General features: G+C 48.9%; 20 protein-coding genes. 7 read left to right on the forward strand and 13 right to left on the reverse strand.

Translation table 11 applies throughout. The features are described from left to right. Positions 1-186: 186 nt before the first annotated feature. The 5 genes from ACKFKF_RS17995 to ACKFKF_RS18015 all read right to left on the reverse strand — a co-directional run bounded on the left by ACKFKF_RS17995 (position 187) and on the right by ACKFKF_RS18015 (position 5,455). The gene (locus ACKFKF_RS17995) at positions 187-936 is read right to left on the reverse strand and encodes a PEP-CTERM sorting domain-containing protein (protein ID WP_446868951.1); all 750 of its coding nucleotides are present in this window, start codon (positions 934-936) and stop codon (positions 187-189) included. A gap of 667 nt (positions 937-1,603) precedes the next feature. Continuing rightward, a complete protein-coding gene (gene nblB, locus ACKFKF_RS18000) occupies positions 1,604-2,260 on the reverse strand; it encodes a phycobilisome degradation protein NblB (protein ID WP_446868952.1) in 657 nt (218 codons plus the stop codon). A 62-nt stretch (positions 2,261-2,322) separates the two neighbouring features. After that, complete coding sequence (locus ACKFKF_RS18005; protein ID WP_446868953.1) at positions 2,323-2,790, reverse strand: CBS domain-containing protein; 468 nt, start codon at positions 2,788-2,790, stop codon at positions 2,323-2,325. 106 nt (positions 2,791-2,896) lie between these two features. Then, complete coding sequence (gene ilvD / locus ACKFKF_RS18010; protein WP_446868955.1) at positions 2,897-4,582, reverse strand: dihydroxy-acid dehydratase; 1,686 nt, start codon at positions 4,580-4,582, stop codon at positions 2,897-2,899. Between the two features lie 108 nt (positions 4,583-4,690). Next, positions 4,691-5,455, reverse strand: a complete 765-nt coding sequence (locus ACKFKF_RS18015) for an HAD-IIB family hydrolase (protein ID WP_446868956.1) — start codon at positions 5,453-5,455, stop codon at positions 4,691-4,693. 21 nt (positions 5,456-5,476) lie between these two features. On the opposite strand from ACKFKF_RS18015, the gene ACKFKF_RS18020 reads away from it, so the two are divergent. The 3 genes from ACKFKF_RS18020 to hisB all read left to right on the forward strand — a co-directional run bounded on the left by ACKFKF_RS18020 (position 5,477) and on the right by hisB (position 7,619). Beyond that, positions 5,477-5,953: an N-acetyltransferase family protein gene (locus tag ACKFKF_RS18020; protein ID WP_446868958.1), complete on the forward strand. Its 477-nt coding sequence runs from the start codon at positions 5,477-5,479 to the stop codon at positions 5,951-5,953. A gap of 161 nt (positions 5,954-6,114) precedes the next feature. Next, positions 6,115-6,912, forward strand: coding sequence for a hypothetical protein (locus tag ACKFKF_RS18025; protein WP_446858759.1), 798 nt, complete (start codon positions 6,115-6,117; stop codon positions 6,910-6,912). 68 nt (positions 6,913-6,980) lie between these two features. Further along, complete coding sequence (hisB, locus tag ACKFKF_RS18030; RefSeq protein WP_446868959.1) at positions 6,981-7,619, forward strand: imidazoleglycerol-phosphate dehydratase HisB; 639 nt, start codon at positions 6,981-6,983, stop codon at positions 7,617-7,619. Positions 7,620-7,735: 116 nt separating this feature from the next. Here the strand turns inward: hisB and gatA are convergent, their stop codons facing one another. The 4 genes from gatA to ACKFKF_RS18050 all read right to left on the reverse strand — a co-directional run bounded on the left by gatA (position 7,736) and on the right by ACKFKF_RS18050 (position 11,307). Beyond that, positions 7,736-9,196, reverse strand: a complete 1,461-nt coding sequence (gene gatA / locus ACKFKF_RS18035; protein WP_446868960.1) for an Asp-tRNA(Asn)/Glu-tRNA(Gln) amidotransferase subunit GatA — start codon at positions 9,194-9,196, stop codon at positions 7,736-7,738. Between the two features lie 97 nt (positions 9,197-9,293). After that, on the reverse strand, positions 9,294-10,676 hold the full coding sequence (locus ACKFKF_RS18040) for a pentapeptide repeat-containing protein (RefSeq protein WP_446868961.1): 1,383 nt from the start codon (positions 10,674-10,676) through the stop codon (positions 9,294-9,296). A 12-nt stretch (positions 10,677-10,688) separates the two neighbouring features. Further along, a complete protein-coding gene (locus ACKFKF_RS18045; RefSeq protein ID WP_446858754.1) occupies positions 10,689-11,027 on the reverse strand; it encodes a HepT-like ribonuclease domain-containing protein in 339 nt (112 codons plus the stop codon). Continuing rightward, the gene (locus tag ACKFKF_RS18050) at positions 11,017-11,307 is read right to left on the reverse strand and encodes a nucleotidyltransferase family protein (protein WP_446858753.1); all 291 of its coding nucleotides are present in this window, start codon (positions 11,305-11,307) and stop codon (positions 11,017-11,019) included. Before ACKFKF_RS18050 ends, ACKFKF_RS18045 begins: the two co-directional genes overlap by 11 nt. 189 nt (positions 11,308-11,496) lie before the next feature. On the opposite strand from ACKFKF_RS18050, the gene ACKFKF_RS18055 reads away from it, so the two are divergent. Then, positions 11,497-11,850 (forward strand): retroviral-like aspartic protease family protein, encoded by a 354-nt coding sequence (locus ACKFKF_RS18055; RefSeq protein ID WP_446858752.1) that lies wholly within the window; start codon positions 11,497-11,499, stop codon positions 11,848-11,850. Positions 11,851-11,883: 33 nt separating this feature from the next. On the opposite strand, the gene ACKFKF_RS18060 is transcribed toward ACKFKF_RS18055, so the two are convergent. After that, positions 11,884-12,447, reverse strand: a complete 564-nt coding sequence (locus tag ACKFKF_RS18060; RefSeq protein ID WP_446868962.1) for a DUF3455 domain-containing protein — start codon at positions 12,445-12,447, stop codon at positions 11,884-11,886. A gap of 144 nt (positions 12,448-12,591) precedes the next feature. Here ACKFKF_RS18060 and ACKFKF_RS18065 point away from each other — a divergent pair, with 144 nt between their 5' ends. Continuing rightward, positions 12,592-13,359, forward strand: a complete 768-nt coding sequence (locus tag ACKFKF_RS18065; RefSeq protein WP_446868963.1) for a DsbA family protein — start codon at positions 12,592-12,594, stop codon at positions 13,357-13,359. A gap of 45 nt (positions 13,360-13,404) precedes the next feature. Further along, complete coding sequence (locus ACKFKF_RS18070) at positions 13,405-13,836, forward strand: PPC domain-containing protein (RefSeq protein WP_446868964.1); 432 nt, start codon at positions 13,405-13,407, stop codon at positions 13,834-13,836. Positions 13,837-13,935: 99 nt separating this feature from the next. Here the strand turns inward: ACKFKF_RS18070 and ACKFKF_RS18075 are convergent, their stop codons facing one another. Next, positions 13,936-14,478 (reverse strand): Uma2 family endonuclease, encoded by a 543-nt coding sequence (locus tag ACKFKF_RS18075; protein ID WP_446868965.1) that lies wholly within the window; start codon positions 14,476-14,478, stop codon positions 13,936-13,938. 157 nt (positions 14,479-14,635) lie between these two features. On the opposite strand from ACKFKF_RS18075, the gene ACKFKF_RS18080 reads away from it, so the two are divergent. Next, positions 14,636-15,541: a PhzF family phenazine biosynthesis protein gene (locus ACKFKF_RS18080; protein ID WP_446868966.1), complete on the forward strand. Its 906-nt coding sequence runs from the start codon at positions 14,636-14,638 to the stop codon at positions 15,539-15,541. Here ACKFKF_RS18080 and ACKFKF_RS18085 read toward each other — a convergent pair. Together ACKFKF_RS18085 and ACKFKF_RS18090 are read right to left on the reverse strand one after the other, a co-directional pair. Continuing rightward, positions 15,538-16,275 carry an amino acid ABC transporter ATP-binding protein gene (locus ACKFKF_RS18085; protein WP_446858746.1) on the reverse strand — a complete coding sequence of 246 codons (738 nt, stop codon included), beginning with the start codon at positions 16,273-16,275 and terminating at the stop codon, positions 15,538-15,540. The genes ACKFKF_RS18080 and ACKFKF_RS18085 overlap by 4 nt on opposite strands. After that, on the reverse strand, positions 16,268-17,046 hold a 779-nt coding region (locus tag ACKFKF_RS18090; protein ID WP_446868967.1), incomplete at its 5' end, for an amino acid ABC transporter permease. The genes ACKFKF_RS18090 and ACKFKF_RS18085, both read right to left, overlap by 8 nt.

Raw genomic sequence — 17,046 nt, forward strand, 5'->3', positions numbered from 1 at the left:
AAGGTGGAAAATATTGCTTTTCGGCTTAGACCTCTTATTCCCGATAAAGTCTACTGTCTAAAGTCCAACGCCCAATATCCAAGACCCCATCCAACAAAAACTGGGATCAAAAGCTTTCACTTTCAACCCCAGACAAGGTAGCTGCACTTAACTTAAATCCACATCATCAGGAAACCAACAGCACGACTAGCCCTGAACGGCTTTACGACGACGAGACGCAGCCAGCAGACCAACAACGCCTAGACCTGCCAGAGTAGCGGGTTCGGGAACGTGAACAGACGCAGCAGACAGCGCAAAGTCAGAGTTTTTGGAGCCAGACGGATAGTTGCCCTTGGCATCTTTGACTTTTACGGGGGTGAGGCTAAACCCAGCGATTTCAGTTTTGCCAAAGGGGTTGAGAATGTTGTAAGACCCACCCTCATTGGTGAGAGAAGGCGAAACATTCACCACAGAGCCACCGGGGAGACTCCAAACGGCTGTGTTGTTGCTCGTTACCGTGAGTTTACCGACCGTGTTGAGAACACCGCCCGCCGTAACGAGAGCAGCTTCAAAGACTTGATCGAAGTAGACTCCTGGCTGATACAAAAAGCTGAGTTGCAGTGATTCGAGAACGCCTGCTTTTTTGAAGTCAACTTTGAGGGATTCACCGAGATCAATTTCGCCTTGAGACGAGTCGCTAGAAAGCTTTTTGGCATCTTGAGCCACTCCGATTCCTAGAATTCTGCCGACGGTTTTTTGCGTCAATTGGCGGTTATTACTGGGATTAGCTGAGAGCTTGAAAAAGTTGTTGACGAGGCAGCTTTGTTGACCAACACAGTTTTGACCAACGGCATCCTGAGCGGTAAAAGAAGCGGCTTGAGCAGACGTGCTGGTGAGGGCGATCGCGCCAGTCGAGAGAACACCAGCCAAAATCGAGAGACGAGTCAATTGAGACATTTTTTTGCTTCAGTGAGTGAGTAGAAGAGGAAGCAAGCGTTTTTAGCGATTCGGTACTCAGTACATACCGCAAAAGCTACGTATAAATTGTCTTCCTTGCTTTGATGTTTCCATACTATTACGCAAACTCCGTAGTTCACCCGATCTCACCCTTTCTTTATGCAACGCTCAAAAAAATGCCTGTATCTCTAACTTTGTGTAAGGTGTGGGAATAAATCGCAATTTGATCGTTCCGTAGGGGCACTGAGTTCTACGTAATAATTGCTACTTAAATGTAGTGATCAAACCACGCCTCGGTAACTTTTCTAACCGGGACGAATTACAGATCAGCGTTTTCTCTTATGTTTTCTCTTATGAATGTTGAGGACGATCGCAAGTTCCTCTCAAGGTCATCCCTAAAAAAACGCAGACTCAACAAAATTCTTGACTTCGACTACAGATCCGGAAGCGCTTTCTGAGCCTCACGTTAACGTTAACTCGATGAAGTTCCTTTGCTTCGTTGTCAAACTTCTGCCTCCCAAACCACCCAATTAGAGGGACTTTAGAACAAGATTTTTGGCTCGTAGCAAAGGAGTTATTGAACTTGCACTAAAAAATAGCTCCAAACTTCAGTACTACACTGAAAATCTGGAGCTAAAAGAATTTACAAATCCGCAGCGACGAGTCTTTACGCCAACACCGTTTTTGCTTGCTGGGCCACTTGCTCGACTTGATCCTGGGACAGTGTTTCCAAGGCCGATCGCGCCTCTGGTGAGTCAAACGCACTCATAGCCTGCACGACTCGATAGCGAATTTGCCAATCTGGGTTAGCGACATAAGGCATCAAAATCCCCACCGCTCGTAAATCGCCCAACTCACCTAGAGAGCCGATCGCCGCCGTTTTCATTAAGTCGTTGTCCGATTCGAGGGCCTCTTGCAGCAGATCAAACGCGCGAGTATCGCCCAATTCTCCCAAAGCAGCCACGATACTAAAGCTCACCAGCCACTCCCCTGTTCTGTGGTAAAGCTGCTGTAAATCGTCGTAGGCTTCTGTGAGTTTGAGTGCGGCGATCGAGTCTGCGGCGGCCGCTTGCACGTCAGGTTCTGGATCAAATAGTCCCGCTTTGAGCAGTTTTAGCGCCTGTTGACGATCCTGACTGCCCAGAGAAGAAAGCTGACTCACCGCCGCGTAGCGCACCCGCACATTGCTATCCACCACAGGTTGTTGAATCATCTGAAACGCGATCGCTGGCTCAAGTTGACGCAGTTGATTGACCCCGCGCATCCGATCGCCAAAATCTGTGGAATCTAAAAGTTCTTTCACCGACTCAGAGGTAATGCTCATCCTAATCAAGTTTTGAGTTTTTATTTTGAATGATCCGCCCAATTTCGCAGCCAGAATCCGCTTTACGTCTGCTCTGCGGCCATCGCTCGAATGATGTCGCCACGAGTGAGAATGCCTATCACATGCCCTGCCTTATCCACCACAGGTAGACGGTGAACATTGCGATCGTGCATCAGTTTGGCGGCCTCCGAAAGGGGTTTGTCGGGGGCGATCGTCACAACAGGGTCGTGATTCATGACTTCGCCAGCCGTTTGCCCCAGGGCTTTGTGCAGATCTTTTTCGTAGCGAGATGGATTTTCGAGATAAATCACGCTGTCGAGGATCATGATGTAAGCCGGAGGAGTCACGCCGCTCTCTTGCCACATCAGATCGCTTTCAGAAATAACGCCCACCAGTTTTCCAGCTTGATCGACCACCGGGAGACCGCTAATCCGCCGCTCCGCCAAAGTTTGAATGACTTCTTTAAGGGGAGTTTCGGGATGTGCAGTCACCGGGTCGCGAGTCATAACATCCGCAATGGTTTTTGGCATGGGAATGATCGCTCTAAGGTTCTGAGGATCATTATTGAGGAATTTGGGGGATCACCTTCGATCGCGTTCATAGCTTGTAACAAAGGTTTGCGCTGATCCCGCAGTTTTACCCTAATCCCAGATCCGTGACCGCCCCCAGACTACTCGACGAAACGAGTTTGGCATACTTGGCTAACACGCCTTTGGTATAGCGAGGAGCGGGTGGTTTCCAGGTTGAGCGGCGGCGATCGAGTTCTGTGTCTGACACATTCAATTGCAGCAACCGGGCAGGCGCATCAATGGTGATCAAGTCTCCTTCTCGAACGAGGGCGATCGTGCCTCCGACAAACGCTTCTGGGGCGACGTGACCGACGACCATGCCGTAAGTGCCGCCAGAAAAGCGTCCGTCTGTGATCAGTCCAACCGAATCGCCCAACCCAGCCCCAATGATTGCCGACGTGGGAGCCAACATTTCACGCATCCCGGGCCCACCTTTTGGCCCTTCATAGCGAATGACCAAGATATCTCCCGCGACAATTTTATTTGCCAGAATTGCTTCCAAGCAGGCTTCTTCTGATTCAAAAACTCTGGCTGGGCCAGTAATCTGAGCTTTCTTAATGCCCGTAATTTTTGCGACTGCGCCTTCGGTTGCCAGATTGCCGCGCAAGATTGCCAGATGTCCTTGAGCATAGATTGGCTTGTCCCAGGGACGAATCACATCTTGATCGGGACGCGGCTCATTAGGAACGTCTCGCAGCACTTCGGCAACGGTTTGCCCCGTCACAGTCAGGCAGTCACCATGCAGCAAATCGTGAGCCAGCAGCATTTTCATGACTTGAGGAATGCCGCCTGCTTTGTGTAGATCGGTTGCCACATAGCGTCCAGACGGCTTGAGATCACAGAGAACGGGCACGCGGGCGCGAATTCGTTCAAAGTCGTCCAGTTTCCATTCAACGCCGGCTGAGTGAGCGATCGCCAAAAAGTGTAAGACAGCATTCGTCGAGCCACCCACCGCCATGATCACCGAAATGGCATTCTCGATCGACTTACGTGTAATGATGTCTCTCGGCAAAATCTGATTGCGAATCGCTTCGACCAGCACTTTGCCCGCGAGTTTGGTATTGTCTGCTTTTTCGGGGTCGATCGCCGACATCGTAGAGGAATACATCAAGCTCATGCCCATTGCTTCAAAGGCAGAAGACATGGTGTTGGCAGTGTACATTCCGCCACAGGAACCTGCTCCCGGACAGGCGTTGCGCTCGACGGCATAGAGCATCGCTTCATCAATTCTGCCTGCGCTATATTGACCGACTGCTTCAAAAGAACTGACGACCGTTAAATCAGTGCCTTCTAGATTTCCTGGCTTGATCGTGCCGCCATACACAAAGACAGCGGGAATATTCATCCGAGCCATCGCGATCATGGCACCGGGCATATTTTTGTCGCAGCCGCCGATCGCCAACACGCCATCCATACTTTGACCCATGCAGGCCGTCTCGATCGAATCGGCGATCACATCCCGCGAAACGAGCGAATACTTCATGCCCTCGGTGCCCATCGAAATGCCGTCGCTGATGGTGATCGTGCCAAAGATTTGAGGCATTCCACCCGCCGATCGAATTCCAGTCTCAGCTTGAATGGCGAGGGGAGCGATTCCCATATTGCAAGGTGTGATCGTACTGTGAGCGCTGGCCACTCCCACGATCGGCTTGGTAAAGTCGGCATCCTCAAATCCAACGGCCCGTAACATGGCGCGATTGGGCGATCGCTGGACACCCTGAGTAATGGCTTGGCTTCTAAGATTATCTGACATGCTCTCTTCTCAATGACGATCGACGAGTGATTCAGCGTGTATTTACTGAACGACACAGAGAAATATTCTAGACCGTCTCAGAAGCCAAATGTTTGTGTTTCACGAATGTTATGGATGGCTCATCAAGGCGTTTGCGAGTTCACAAAATCCTGTACCTTCGGAAGCGCTGGTGAGGTAAGCGGGTTTGTGGGTGAGTTGATCGACGTAGTGTAATACATTGGCAACTCCGATCGAGTTAGGAAAAACACTCGCATCAAACAAACTTTCGTCATTGGGACTGTCGCCGACTGTGAGAATTTCGTCAGGGGCAAAGCGATTTTTGAGAACAGTTAACAATCCGTCAGCTTTGTTTTGCTGAAGGGGTTTGATGTGGCACTGAACATTGCTATACGTGAAACTCCAGCCTTGAGACTGACAGAAATTAGCGATCGCGCCCAACTCCTGCAAACTCAGCCCTGTCACATCAAACGTCCAATCGGTTAATCGAAAACGGTTATCGTGCGATTCTTCAAGCGTGGGAAATTGAGTCTGCAATTGTCGAAAGGTTTCTGCTAATTTTTGGCGATGCTGATTGAGATCAGGAATGGGAACGAGTAAGCTTCCGAGATCATTTTCGATCAGATTGGAGTAAAACAAACCGCCATTCTCTGCGATCGCGCCCACAACCGGAAGATAATTTGCCAAACCGCTCACCCAGCCCGCCGATCGACCTGTGACAATCAGCACTTCAAATCGAGTTGAAAGGAGTTGCAGCGATCGCAACAGTTCGGGTGTAAATTTGCCTGCGGTGGTCAGCGTCCCATCCATATCGGTCGCAATCAGCCGAATCTTTTGGAGACAATGAGACGATTGAGAAAGCGGAAGTAGAGGCATGGAGGCTAAAAAAGGAGGGCTATGAAAATTCGTTCTGCAAACCAATCTGACATTCCTGGCATTTTACCGATGATTGCCAAAATCTGTGCGCTGCACCAAGCCTGGGACGCTGCCAAATATGATTTTTTGCCCCACCCTGAGCGATCGTATCAAAAGTGGTTAAGCAATCTGATTAGCGACCCTCAAGATCTTTGCTTAGTTGCTGAAGAATCCAATCAACTGGTCGGATTTTTGATCGCCACCGTCGAGAGAGAAGTTCCTATTTATACATTGAAGAGATACGCATTTGTGCACGATCTTTGGGTCGAGCCAGACTTTCGTCATGCTGGAGTCGCCCGTCAGATTGTAGAACAAGCAATCGCCCATTTCACTCAATTAGAGATTCCGCAAATTCGCTTAGATACAGCGCTGGAGAACAAGTCTGCCCGGAATTTGTTTGAAAAATGTGGATTTAGAATGAGTACGATCGAAATGTTGATCGAACTTCACAAAGGATGAGAGGTCAAAGGACGCTGAATTCAAATCGCCCACTCCGCAAATTTTACGCCTCACCCCTCACCCCTCACTCCTCACTCCCCCGGATTTCTCTCCCCCATGATGGTTTACTTTTGATTCGGGGGCATTCTGAAAACGATTCAAGTTCCTAGCCAGCATCGTCTATGTCATCTCAGCTTATTTTTCCCTTACTCGCTCAAGCCGCTCCCAAAACGACCAAAACAAAATCGGCTTCCAGTCCCGCTGCGGTCTCTACACCGAGTCAAGACGCTGGGCAACAAGTTTGGATGGCCGCCTCTGGTGGGTTGTTTTTGCTGCTGGTGGTTCTTGGCATTTTCTCTACAATTCAAGCCAACAAGCTCAAAAAACAGGTCAAATTTGAGACGTTTAAGAATCGAGAACTGCACAAAAAGCTGAAATACGCTGTAGAAACGATCGGCAAAATGGAGCGTAACCCCGATCTGATTCACTCGCGAGAGTTTAACCTCGACTATCTGAGAATGCGGATGGCTGAAGAGGTGTTTCACTTTGCGATCGTCAATCAAATCAAAATCAAAGTCAAAGACAAAATTACGATCGCGCTGCGTCCGGGTCAGGCCAATCAAGGTGAAATCGGCATTGCTAGCACAGGGCGACAGGTCGATGAGATTTTTGATGTCGAATATGAAGCAAAAGATGCCAGCGGCAAACTCTCCAAGCGCGTTCTGTTTCGCATTCAAATCAAGATTCTCAAATTGCCGACTCAGCCCACTTCGGTCACGATTAATCAGATCATCGACTGCTTTGAAACTTTCCTGAGTCCTTCTCACGAAAACGAAACCTGGCAGCCTGCCGTCCAGGGCCGCATCGCCAACATGCGCTGGGATCAAAAAGCAAAACCCACGCCTCTCTTAGTTTTAGAGCAAACCCAGGAAGGCTCCAATGTCACCTTTAGAACCAATCGGATGGCAGGACAAGCTTAAGGTTTGATGAGTCACAACTCGCCCGATCGCGTCAAATCTCCAGGATAATAGAAGCATCTCTATTTGAAATGACTCCTATGCAGACCAGCGATCGTCCTCTTGCCTCTAGCTTTCAGTTAGCTCGCACCGCTTCCGTGACTCGCAAAACAGGCGAAACGGATGTGAAAGTTAGCCTCAATCTGGATGGGACAGGTCACTGTGTTGCCAAAACAGGGGTGCCGTTTCTAGATCACATGCTGCATCAGATCGCGTCACATGGACTGATCGATCTCGACGTGCAAGCGACAGGCGATATTGAAATCGACGATCACCATACCAATGAGGATGTGGGCATTACGTTGGGGATGGCGTTGGCTCAGGCATTGGGCGATCGTAAAGGCATTGTCCGCTTTGGTCATTTTGTCGCCCCGTTGGATGAAGCTTTAATTCAAGTAGCGCTCGATTTTTCGGGTCGTCCCCATCTCAGCTATGGGTTAGACATTCCGACTCAGCGCGTGGGAACTTACGATACGCAGCTTGTGAGAGAATTTTTTGTGGCGATCGTCAACCATGCCCAGATAACGCTACACATTCGGCAATTAGACGGCATTAATTCTCACCACATTATTGAGGCAACCTTTAAGGCCTTTGCGCGATCGCTCCGCATGGCAACCGAAATCGATCCGCGTCGGGCCCATACGATTCCCAGTTCAAAAGGCGTGCTTTAGCTGCTCCCGTTGCCTTTAGAATAACCTGGTGAATAAATTCCGCAGAATACCTGGCAATTAATGTTAGCTTCGCAAGAGCAGTCGGGGGGCATCTATGATTCGTGCAGGAAGCCTATTCATTTCTTCTCTCCCAGATTTGGCGATCGTCCCTTCCAGTCACTCGCTTGCTCGTAGGCGTAGCCGACTTGAAATATCTGGTCTTCTCGCAAAACGTTGCCTAAAATTTGGAGACCGATCGGCATTCCCTGACTATCGAATCCACAGGGGACGCTCATGCCAGGAAGACCTGCCAGATTTGCAGGAATCGTCATCAAGTCGGTCAAATACATACTCAGCGGGTCAGCCGTCTTCTCACCGATTTTGAAGGCGGTCGTTGGCGCGGTGGGAGACACTAATACATCGACTTGAGAAAAGGCTTGCTCGAAATCTTGCTTGATTAGCGTTCTGACCTTCTGAGCTTTGAGGTAGTAAGCGTCGTAGTAGCCTGCTGACAAGACGTAGGTGCCGATCATAATTCGGCGTTTCACTTCTGCGCCAAAGCCCTCAGCACGAGTGCGAGTGTACATGTCCATCAGGTTTTCGGCATCCTCAATGCGGGCACCGTATCGGACTCCATCGTATCGGGCTAGATTGGCTGAGGCTTCCGAGGGGGCAATGATGTAGTAGGCGGCAATGCCATAGCGGAATCGGGGACAGGAGATTTCTTGAATTTCGGCTCCCAAGTCTTTGAGTTGCTCGATCGCCGTTCTCACCGCTTTTTCGACTTCAGGATCTAGCCCTTCGCCAAAGGTTTCTCGAATTACACCAACTTTTTTGCCTTTGAGATCGGGGGTGAGAAACTGCGTGTAGTCGGGAATGTCTACTTTGAGACTGGTCGAATCTTTGGCATCGTATCCGGCGATCGCGTTGAGCAAAATGGCGGTATCTTCGACCGATCGACCAAAGGGGCCGATCTGATCCAATGAGGACGCAAAGGCGACTAGCCCATATCGAGAAACGAGTCCGTAGGTGGGTTTGAGTCCGACAATGCCGCAAAAAGAAGCGGGTTGACGAATTGATCCGCCTGTATCCGACCCTAGCGAAACGGTACATTCTCCGGCAGCAACGGACGCGGCCGACCCACCAGACGACCCACCCGGCACGCGAGACAGATCCCAGGGATTGGCGGTGAGTTGGTAAGCAGACGTTTCAGTCGAGCCGCCCATTGCAAACTCATCCAGATTGGTTTTGCCGACGATCACGGCTCCGGCATCTGCGACTTTTTGCGTCACGGTCGATTCGTAAGGCGGCACGAAGTTTTGCAGAATTTTGGACGCGCAAGTAGTGGGAATGCCCTGGGTGCAGAGGTTGTCTTTGAGGGCGATCGGAATCCCCGCCAACAGCCCGATTTCCTCGCCAGCCGCGATTTTGGCATCCACCTGTTTGGCCTGCGCCAGGGCACGATCGGCGGTGATGTGCAAGAAGCTATGAAGCTTTGGCTCTAGTGCTTGAATCTGATCCAAGGCAGCTTGAGCGATTTCGGCAGCAGACCGTTCTTTGCGGATGAGTTGTTGATGCAACTCGCGAATGGATGCCATGTAATGCCCTCTCTCTGTGTCAGCGTCCAACTAAATAGTATAGGGGCGATAGGCAGCAATCGAGGGGTTGTTATGCTGCCGTCGCTTCTTCATAAACTCAAGGCAAGGGAATTCCTGCGGAACGAATAGCCAATTTAACAGCCCCTTTGACCACATCACTCACTGTTGCATCTCCCAATGACTGCCCCCACTTTAACAAGTTGGCTTTGATTGTCGAATTGGTTTGAGCCTGAGTCGCCATGTCTCTTGCTACCTGCTCCTGAGCAACATCAACTGTCACTCCTTTCTTCTGCAACTGCTCAATCAAGTCTTGAATTTGTGCTGCTGCCCTGCTCAAGTCACTACCCATATTGATGTAGTTACCCTGAACATACGTTCCGGTGTTAGATTCAATATAGTTACCGCCACCTGTATTGATATGTCGATCTACACTCATTACATGATTCTCCACGATTGCCTTTGCTTCCACACTAACTGGTCTACTTGCCATTAGTCTGGCAATTTCCATCAAATTAGTATTTTGGTGTTGATAAGCTTCAATTTCTCGATCTTTTGCTTGTAGTTGATGCCGATACTTCTCGTTGATAGATTTGAGAGCCGATTCATATCGCTGTTTCAGAGATTTTTCTAATTTTGCTTTATCTGCTCCTAGTGGTACATTGACGCGAACAATAAATGCCCCATCATTTTTATTTTCTATTGCCTGAATTGATAACTCTTTCCCTTCTGTCTCAACTTTTAGTTTCTCTAGAGAAATCAGTAGGGCATTCCAATCTACTCCATTTCTAAAGATTAGATCAACTGTACCTAAAGCTTTTTGGAAAAGCTTGTTGAAATCGCCGGGGGCAAAAACTCCACTACTTGGACGACGTTCTTGATTTCCCGACTTTAAATAAACATACTGACATTCAGTATCATCTAAAATAGTACCAGTATTAATATTCCAGTCTTCTAAGCAAGTAGCTGTAAAAATTGCTCCTGTGAAATCTGTTCCTAATGCTTGAGTTCTGCTTAAGTTGGCACCACTTAGATCAGCGTTAACAAAGTCAGAATCATTAATATTAGCTCCACTTAAATTAGCTTGACGCAGGTTTGCTCTGCTAAGGGCGGCATCACTTAAATTTACTCCTCTTAAAATAGTTTTACTAAGGTCAGTTTCACTTAGAATACTTTTGTTTAAATTTGCTTCGCCTAGATTAGCTCCTCTGAGATTAGCACCGAAGAGAACTGTCTTACTTAAAATTGCTCCAATTAGAACCACTCCACTGAGATCAGCACCTGTTAAATCAGCTTCACTTAGAATTACTCCACTTAGAATCGCTCCGCTAAAATTACTACTAAAAAAGTTTGCCTTACTTAAAACTGCCCCGCTTAAAATTACTCCACTTAAATCAGGAACGATGTTTGGGTTTTCTTCTACCCAATCATTCCAAATTTCAATACCCTGTCGAAGAATTGCTAAATGTTCCTCGTTCGCCATTACAGACTTTCCTCAAGGGTTTATCAGTTGGCGAAGCGAGAATTCTAATGAAACAAGGTCTTCTTGAATCGTTTGCCAGATGATGAATAGGTTCACCTGAAAATACTCGTGAATCACAATATTTCGCATTCCACGCACATCATCCCAAGGAATTTCAGGATGTGAAACTTCCACATCAGGTGGAATGCTACGAACTGCTTCACCAATAATTGCTAGGTTGTACAAGACTGCCCTGATCGTTTTGCGATCGCCTTGAAACTCCTCAAAGGTTGTCTCGTTTGTGAACTCTCGGATCTCTGCGATCGCGGCTAGTACATCTCTTACTCTATTTTGCCAATCTCTAGAAGGCACGAATCGCCTCCCGAAAAACAGGTTCCCGTAGATAAGGTTTGAGGGAGTCGGGTGTACCCAGATCAACCGAACTCTCTAAAATCTCCTCCAGGTATCGTTTCAAGCGTACAAAGGTGAACAACCCGACCGGGCGATCGAACTCTACCAGCAGATCGACATCGCTGTCTATTCGCGCTTCATCTCTTGCTACTGAACCAAACAGCATCAGAGACTTTACGCCAAAATCCTTCAGCGTGTTTTGGTGCTTTGCCAGTAATATAAGGGCCTCCTGTTTTCGCACTACCTAACCTGCAATGAAAAGAAAAACCTATCGAGAATTGTAGCCCACCAGTCACCTCCCAATTGCGTCTCAACCAAAAATTCACAGCTACTTGGGCATCGTGTCCACAGATAGCTTGCCGCTTGCGCTCCCACCGATAACTCAAGGTAGCATAACAAGCGGGCTGACCAAATTTTGGCAGAAGCGGACGTGATTTCTGAAACACAGATCCGATCGGTGACCTTAGAAAATGTTCTGGTGGACACAGGAGCTACAACACTCTGTTTGCCATCAGAAACGATCGCCCAGCTAGGACTGCAAATTCTCAAAGAAGTCAACGTCTCAACCGCAATGGGAATTGGCAAAGCTCGAATCTTTCAGGATGCAAAGATTTCTCTGCGGGGGCGAGAAGGGACATTTGAATGTTTGGAGTTGCCCGGAGGTCGCGATCCCCTTCTGGGTGTGATTCCTTTAGAGGCGTTGGGCATCAAGCTAGATTTACAAAATCAGACCTTAAGACTGTTACCCATCAGTTCTACAGAAACTTACCTGACGATTTATTAGGAAAGGCGTGAAGGGGATTCAACTTAAAGCGGTCTAGTAATAATAGTCTGGCTGGGGAGTGGTCTTAGCTGTAGAAGAGCCGTAGAAATAGTAGTTGGCGGTGTAGCTGACTCGGACTTGAGATTGACTGCGAACCCGATCGCACCCTTCAGTAGGCGCTTTGCCGCCTGTCGTTTCTAATCGCTGAATCCAATTGACGGGGCTAAATTTGCCGCTTCCTTCATGAGATTTGGCCTCCAGCAATAGCCAGGGAATCGTATCTTTGTCGGGCGCACCGGACTTTTCTTTGAGTTGCCCTGCAATTTTGCTGCCGTCATTGGCTTCCCAGGTGGGCCCGGCGTAGTGCTTTCCAGTCGTTTTGCCTTGGTCGTTGAGCAACACCGCATCAGGTGCTCTTAGTGTCCATTCAAACTGATTGGCATCTTCTGCTTTAGCTTTGCATTCATAAATCTGCACGCCTTGAGCCGCCATTTTGAACAAAAGTTCTTGACCCGATGGCACCTGTAAATTTTTGGGCACATCAGGAGCAGCTTGAGCAGAGAGATTCAAGGTTCCCAGACTGATCACAGAGAGCAGCAAGCAAGAAAGTCGATTCATGGCAGACTCCTTAGAAGAATAGATAGCTGAGAGATTACACGAGCGATCGTTTGACTTTATGCAGCAGTCCGCCTTGAAAAGCTAAAATCTTCAGATGGCTGAGAGGGGAAACCCGGCTTAATGATGTCAGGCAAGGGAACAAACGTGAAAAAACTTGGATTTCGAGCGCACCTTCAGCAAGCCGTAAAATTAGCTGGTTTTTTGCTGTTGAGTTGGCTGTTGGTGATGGGTTCCCCTTTACTGGCAGCGCCGATTAACCCCCAGCTAGAAGAGCAAGTGCTGCAAATTATTCGCAAGCATCCAGAAGTGATTCTCGAATCGGTCAGGACTTACCAAAAACAACAGCAAGATCAGCAGCGGCAGTCCCAGCAGGCGTTTGTTGATCAGATGAAAACGAATCCGAGGGCGGTGATTGGTCAGTCTCCGACGACGGGTGCCAAAGCTGGAAAGGTTGTGCTGGTCGAGTTTTCTGACTTTCAGTGTCCTTATTGCGCGGCGGCCAGTGCCACACTCAAGCAGTTTTTAGCAAAACACGGCGACGAAGTGACTTTGGTGTATAAACACTTTCCGCTAACGACGATTCACGCTGAGGCGATGCCTGCGGCAAAAGCCGCCTGGGCCGCTGGACGGCAGGGCAAATTTTGGGAGTATCACGATGCGCTGTTTACCAATCAGAAACAGTTAGGGGAAGCCTTTTACTCACAAACTGCCAAGACTTTGGGATTAGATGTCGCGCGATTTGAGCGCGATCGCTCCAGTAAGGCCGCAGAGACGGCGATCGTTCAAGACCTCCAGTTAGGCGAAAAGCTGGGCGTTGAAGGGACTCCGTTTTTTGTCATGAATGGAGTGGTTTTCTCTGGCTCGGTTGAGTTGCCGGAGTTAGAAGCGACCCTGGAGAAGCTGAAGGGATAAGGGGTGCTTGTTGGTTGAGGTTGAGCAATTTTGGTGGTGAGTGAGATGAAACGGTGGATTAACGGGTTGGCGGCGGTATCTTTGATGGTGGCGCTCGATCGGGCTGCGGTGGCCCAAAACAAAATTTATACGCCAATTCCGCTGACTTCTGGTAAGGAGATTTCGGATACGCTGTCGGATGCTGACATTCCTACAGGACAGGGCAATTTTGCGCGAGATTACTCGATCCAACTACAAGCGGGTGACCAGATTTCGATCGATTTATCGTCTGACAATTTTGATACGATCGTGACGCTGATGACGACCAAAGGCGAAACGGTTTCTGAGAACGACGACGGCCCAGATGGCACGACCAATTCGTTATTGTTTACGCGAATCGGCAAGCCCGGAAATTACATCGTGCGCGTGAAGGCATTTGGGGAAACCGTGGGCGGGCCCTTCAAACTAAAATTAACCAAGCTGAAACCCGTTCCTTAACCAGAAGATGAATTAGTTTAACAACGCTGTGACGAATCGATTTGAAACGGTGGAAGAAACGTGATTGGATGAGCGATCGAGAATAGCGCGCGATCGAGTTCACTCAAACTCTGGTGCCCATAAATCGGTAACGGCTACTTCCCAACCAGGCAGCACATCGGGAACCGTCAAAACATCGCCATCTTGCAACGTTACAACTTCCTGGTCTGAGCGGCGCATCTCAACCCAACGCTGTTCTGGATTGATCAAAATTCCTACTCTGGTGCCCTGTTGCAAAAACTCATCAATCTTATCTCTCAGTTTTTGAAGGCTGTCAGTAGGCGATTTGACCTCCACCATCAGATCGGGAGCTAACTCAGCAAAACTGCGGGGACTGCGACGTAGCCGTTCTGCCTGGACAAACGAAACATCTGGCGCACGAGTATCAGAGTTTGGCAACTTAAAGCCTGCACTAGAGCCTGTCACACGTCCCAATTTGCGAGGTCTAACCCAATTGCCTAAAACTCTTGCCACTTCGGTTGCTACCTCGTCTGATTCGTATCCACAGGGACTCATGATGATCACTTCTCCATTGACCAACTCCATTCGATAGTTGGGGTAATGCGCCTGAATGTTTTCTAAATCTTGAGTGGTCAAATGCATAAAGCCTCCTGTACAGTCTTTGGCTCGATAGTTTTATTGTGAGGGTGTTGGCAGCTTTTGGCGAGATCAGACTTCCCTTTTGTTCTTATCGATCGAAGCTGACCCAAAAATCTGGCTAGCCGATGTACTGTTAGGGTGTTTGGTGCGAGATTAACCGATGGAAAAATTGACGTTTTACATTGTCGATGTGTTTGCCGAAGAGAAGTATGCGGGCAATCAGCTTGCTGTCTTTCGTCATTGTGGAAACCTCTCCACGGAGCAAATGCAGCGAATTGCCAAAGAGATCAATTATTCAGAAACGACGTTCATTTTGTCTGAGGAGATGCGAGAAGGCGGCTATGACGTGCGGATTTTTACGCCCGATCGCGAGTTGCCGTTTGCTGGACATCCCACTCTGGGAACTGCATTTATTCTGCAACAAGAAGTCATCGGGCAGCCTGTCGAATCGGTGACGCTCAACCTGAAAGTGGGGCCGATTCCGGTGACGCTCAACTACCCCAATGGGACGATCGACCTGCTGTGGATGCGCCAAAATCCCCCGACGTTTGGACGAAAATTTGAGGCAACGACGATTGCGCCCATTCTCAATCTTGACCCCTCGGATCTGGACGATCGCTATCCGATTCAAGAAGTCTCGACCGGGCTGCCTTTTTTTATCGTGCCGTTAAAGACTCAGCGATCGCTCAAGCAGGCTAAAACGAACCGCGATCGCTTGTTTGAATTGCTCCAGACCACAGACGCGCAGGCCATGCTGATTTTTTGTCCAGAACCCTACCAGCCGATCAATCAACTCAGCGTCAGAGTCTTTGTCGATGCGATGGGCATTCCTGAAGATCCGGCAACGGGCAGCGCCAATGGCTGTCTAGCGGGATATTTGGCGAAGTATGACTATTTTGGCGACCCCTTGCAAGTAACTCATCACGCTCTTGAGATTCGCGTCGAACAAGGCTATGAAATTGGACGGCCGTCGCTGCTGTTTCTCAAGGCGCAAAAATCGGGCGATGCGATCGAGGTTTCCGTCGGTGGTCAGGTGGTGCTGGTAGCGAGAGGCGAATTTGTTTAGAGCATTTTTTCGAGGAATTGTTTGGCTCGATCGCACCTCGGATTGGCGAAAAAGTCTTTTGGAGAAGCGTCTTCAGCCAGCTTGCCCTGGTCTAAAAAGAGAATGCGATCGGCAACTTCGCGGGCAAATCCCATTTCGTGGGTGACGATCGCCATTGTGATGCCTGTTTGAGCGAGAGATTTCATCACGTCCAAGACTTCTTTGACGGTTTCGGGGTCGAGGGCGGAGGTGGGTTCGTCAAATAGGATAACTTCGGGTTCCATCGCGAGGGCACGGGCGATCGCGACGCGCTGTTTTTGTCCACCAGAGAGCCGAGACGGATACACATCGCACTTTTCATCTAATCCAACTTTTGCTAATAGCTCCATTCCTTTGCGTTTTGCTTCCGATTCGCTTTCGTGTTTAATTTTGATCGGCGCATAGGTGACATTTTTGAGCGTGGTCATGTGGGGGAACAGATTAAAGTGTTGAAACACCATTCCCAATTTTTGGCGTACTGTAGCAATATTTGTATGCGCGGCAGTGATGTCTTGATCGTTGAAATAAATGCGTCCGCGTGTGGGGCGCTCTAATAAATTCATGCAGCGCAAAAAGGTCGATTTCCCAGAGCCAGACGGCCCCAAAACGGCCACGACTTCGCCTCGATGAATCTCTGTTGAAATATCATCCAACACTTTGAGCGTCCCGAAGGATTTGGACAAAAACTCGACTCGAATGACGGTTTGATTATTCACTGCGTCTTAACCTCTTTTCTAGAATGGATGCGGTGTACGTGAGTGCCATGACCAGAATGTAATAGAGCAATCCTGCAAAAATCAACGGTTCAAAATAGATGTATTTGTTTGACCCCACGATTTGAGCGCTCCGAAGAATTTCGACAACGCCCACCGTCGAGACTAGGGAGGAGTCTTTGAGGAGAGCGATCGTTTCATTGACCAACGCTGGCAATATATTCTTCAACGCTTGGGGCAACACTACATCCCACATCAGCAATGGGTAAGGAATTCCTAACGACATCGCAGCTTCAGATTGACCTTTCTCAACTGCTTGAATCCCTGCGCGAATGGTTTCGGACATGTAAGCGCCAGAGTTGAGACTAAAGGTAAATACTCCTGCCTGCAATGCAGAAATATCATAACCAATCAACTGAGGGGTCGCGAAGTAGATCAAGGAGAGTTGCAGCAGGAGGGGTGTTCCTCTAAATACAGACGTGTACGCGACGGCAAACCAGTAGAGGGGCTTGATGCCAGAGATTTTGAATAGAGAGAGTATTGTCGCGAGCAGCAGACCAAAGAATACAGAAGTAAACGTAAATAAAAGTGTCTGGGGAATGCCACTCAGAATAAAAGGAATATCAGGAAGGATACGGCCAAAATCTAAGTTAAGGGCTGCCAGAAGGGATAGGGGAGTCAACATATGAAGGATGGGAGCATAATCGGGAGGGAGGAGGGAGGAGGGAGGAGAGAGGAGGGAGGAGAGAGGAGGGAGGAGAGAGGAGGGAGGAG

It is taken from the genome of Phormidesmis sp. 146-12, assembly GCF_052939495.1.

Excerpts from the sequence above, each read along its gene's own strand:
- nblB (WP_446868952.1), bottom strand. The coding sequence starts at position 2,260 with ATGAGCATTACCTCTGAGTCGGTGAAAGAACTTTTAGATTCCACAGAT.
- ACKFKF_RS18060 (WP_446868962.1), bottom strand. The coding sequence starts at position 12,447 with ATGAATCGACTTTCTTGCTTGCTGCTCTCTGTGATCAGTCTGGGAACC.
- ACKFKF_RS18005 (WP_446868953.1), bottom strand. The coding sequence starts at position 2,790 with ATGCCAAAAACCATTGCGGATGTTATGACTCGCGACCCGGTGACTGCA.
- ACKFKF_RS18025 (WP_446858759.1), top strand. The coding sequence starts at position 6,115 with ATGTCATCTCAGCTTATTTTTCCCTTACTCGCTCAAGCCGCTCCCAAA.
- ACKFKF_RS18070 (WP_446868964.1), top strand. The coding sequence starts at position 13,405 with ATGAAACGGTGGATTAACGGGTTGGCGGCGGTATCTTTGATGGTGGCG.
- hisB (WP_446868959.1), top strand. The coding sequence starts at position 6,981 with ATGACTCCTATGCAGACCAGCGATCGTCCTCTTGCCTCTAGCTTTCAG.
- gatA (WP_446868960.1), bottom strand. The coding sequence starts at position 9,196 with ATGGCATCCATTCGCGAGTTGCATCAACAACTCATCCGCAAAGAACGG.
- ilvD (WP_446868955.1), bottom strand. The coding sequence starts at position 4,582 with ATGTCAGATAATCTTAGAAGCCAAGCCATTACTCAGGGTGTCCAGCGA.
- ACKFKF_RS18020 (WP_446868958.1), top strand. The coding sequence starts at position 5,477 with ATGAAAATTCGTTCTGCAAACCAATCTGACATTCCTGGCATTTTACCG.
- ACKFKF_RS17995 (WP_446868951.1), bottom strand. The coding sequence starts at position 936 with ATGTCTCAATTGACTCGTCTCTCGATTTTGGCTGGTGTTCTCTCGACT.
- ACKFKF_RS18080 (WP_446868966.1), top strand. The coding sequence starts at position 14,636 with ATGGAAAAATTGACGTTTTACATTGTCGATGTGTTTGCCGAAGAGAAG.
- ACKFKF_RS18040 (WP_446868961.1), bottom strand. The coding sequence starts at position 10,676 with ATGGCGAACGAGGAACATTTAGCAATTCTTCGACAGGGTATTGAAATT.
- ACKFKF_RS18015 (WP_446868956.1), bottom strand. The coding sequence starts at position 5,455 with ATGCCTCTACTTCCGCTTTCTCAATCGTCTCATTGTCTCCAAAAGATT.
- ACKFKF_RS18075 (WP_446868965.1), bottom strand. The coding sequence starts at position 14,478 with ATGCATTTGACCACTCAAGATTTAGAAAACATTCAGGCGCATTACCCC.